This is a genomic window from Streptomyces sp. NPDC041796, from assembly GCF_055590785.1.
In genome coordinates this window covers 1-2320 of the sequence record NZ_JBVJAH010000090.1, presented here as the reverse complement: position 1 = coordinate 2320, position 2320 = coordinate 1, and the positions used below count along the sequence as shown (strand labels likewise).

Sequence of the window (2320 nt, the reverse complement as noted above, 5' to 3'; positions counted from 1 at the left end):
ACGACGAGCCCGATGTTCCACCCGCCGCGTCAGCACCATCGTCCGAGCCGTTCACACGTTGCTGACCTGCAACTATTCAGGATGAAAGACGTTCACTGGGCATCGATACATCTTCCATTATCGGGAGTTACACCGAACAATTTACAGTCCCGCCCCCAGACAGGGGGACGGAATGGGGACCAATGACTGCACAGCGTGAACTGCGCCCGCATCAGGTAGAAGCCATTGAGGCTGCTGTGAGTGCCCTCGAAACGCCACCAAAAGAAATCCCTTCAGGCGGGCTCCGGGCCACGGTGGTAGCCGCCTGCGGTACAGGTAAGACTCTGATTGCCGCGCATTCTGCGATGCGTCTCGCAAAGGGCGGTCGCGTACTCGTGGTGCTGCCGACTCTTGATCTGCTGACGCAGACGGCGCGAGAATGGCGTACTGAGGGGCATGACGGTAAATCAGTGGCATTGTGCTCGCTGGAGGATGACACCGGTTTGTATTCGGCGGGGGTATGCACTACGACCAATCCCGTAGTGCTCGCGGAAAGGTACGCAACGGGGCCGGTGACTATGTACGCCACATACGCCTCCCTGCCGGTCCTCAGCAAGGCATTCAGTGGCGAATACGGTCCGGCGATGCAGCCTTTTGACCTAGTGGTGGTCGATGAGGCGCACCGCACCTCTGGCAGTCTCGGGAAGGCGTGGGCGGCGATTCATGACCAGACGCTTATTCCGGCGGCGCGGCGGTTGTACTTTACGGCGACGCCTCGGGTCTGGCAGGAGCGGTCGCCGAGCTGGGAGATGCGGGAGGAGGCGCGGGATCGGTTGCCGGCGGAGATGGCGTGTTCGATGGATGACCCGGCGGTGTTCGGGCCGGTTGTGTACGAGCTCGGGCTGTCTGATGCCATCAGCCTGGGTTTGCTGGCGCGGTATCAGATTCTGGTGGTGGAGGTGCGTGATCCGGTGGTGACGCCTGAGCGGCTGGCGGGTCCGGAGGCGCGGGAAGAGGAGGTTCGGGGGCTGAGGTTGGGGGCGTTGCAGGCGGCGCTGTTGCGGACGGCGGCGGAGCATGGGTTGTGGAAGATCATTACCTTCCATCACCGCACGGTAGAAGCCGAGGCTTTTAGTAAGGGGCTGGGGAGGAAAGCAGCGGAGTTGCACGCGGCTGACCCGGTAACGTATCCGAGGTCGGTATGGGCTGGTTGGCTGCGTGGTGAGCATGAAGCGGACCACCGGGCACAGGTGTTGACAGAGTTCGCGGCGACGGCGCAGCGTGCAGTTCTCTCGAACTGCCGGGTTATGGGTGAGGGTGTGGATTGCCCAGCGGTGGATGCCTGGCGCTTTTGGATCCCAAGGGATCGTCGGTAGATATCGTGCAGGCGATTGGACGGGCTTTGCGTCAGAAGCCGAATTCAGGAAAGGTCGCCTCTCTGATTGTGCCCGTCTTCTTAGGGCCGGATGAGACACCGGCAGACATGGTCATGTCGGATTCATATCGGCCGCTGGTGAAGGTGTTGGCTGGTTTGCGTGCGCATGATGAGCGTGCGGTGGAGTTGCTCGCGCTTCCACAGGAGAACCCGTCGCGTGAGGCTGGCGAGTTGATCGGTTTGGAGGGTGAGGAGGAGTCGCGGGCGTTGCTGCGGTTTTCGTCACCGCGTGATCCGGCTGCTGTCGCTGAGCTGGTGTCGCTGCGGGTGATTGATACAGAGAGGCAGGACTGGACGCGGGGGTACTGGGCGGCGCGGCGGTGGGCGGCGCGTGAGGGACACCTGCGGGTGCCGCTGGGGGCAGTGATGGAGTGGGGGTATCCCCTGGGGCGTTGGATTCGCCGACAGAGGGCGGCATATGCGTCGGGGCAGCTTGATGGGCGGCGGGCAGCGCGGCTGGAGCGGCTGGGCATGGTGTGGGACCCGGCTGAGGCAGGCTGGCTTGACAATCTGTCGGCGGCACGGCTTTACATGGACCGCTACGGGACTCTGGCGGCCCCCCGCGGTGCGGTGGTCGCAGAGCCCGGCGGGGAGGCCACACGGGCGATGGAAGGGCCCACGGGCACGGGGCGGCCTATCGGGCAGTGGCTCTCCAACTGCCGCCGACCCGGTGCCCTGTCGCCTGCGCGAGCCGCGCAGCTTGCGGAAATCGATCCGGACTGGAACCCGGCATGGCCTATCGACTGGCAGCGCCACTACGCCGGGGTGCGCGCCCTGGTGATCGATGGTGGCAGGGCCGTCGAGGCAATCACGACTGGGCTTGATCCGCTTTGACGGACATCTGAGATCAGGGGCTTCAGCCCCGGAAGGATGATGTTCATCATGGAGAGCATGGGGAAGAAGAGG

General features: G+C 63.9%; 2 protein-coding genes. Both read left to right on the top strand.

Translation table 11 applies throughout. The features are described from left to right. Nucleotides 1-182: 182 nt before the first annotated feature. Complete coding sequence (locus ACZ6C1_RS38945; protein ID WP_469247756.1) at nucleotides 183-1355, top strand: DEAD/DEAH box helicase family protein; 1173 nt, start codon at nucleotides 183-185, stop codon at nucleotides 1353-1355. Next, entirely contained in the window at nucleotides 1331-2248 is a 918-nt protein-coding gene (locus ACZ6C1_RS38940) for a helicase associated domain-containing protein (RefSeq protein ID WP_469247754.1), read from the top strand. Before ACZ6C1_RS38945 ends, ACZ6C1_RS38940 begins: the two co-directional genes overlap by 25 nt. Nucleotides 2249-2320 lie beyond the last annotated feature (72 nt).

Coding starts and splice junctions, on each gene's coding strand:
- ACZ6C1_RS38945 (WP_469247756.1), top strand. CDS start 183: ATGACTGCACAGCGTGAACTGCGCCCGCATCAGGTAGAAGCCATTGAG.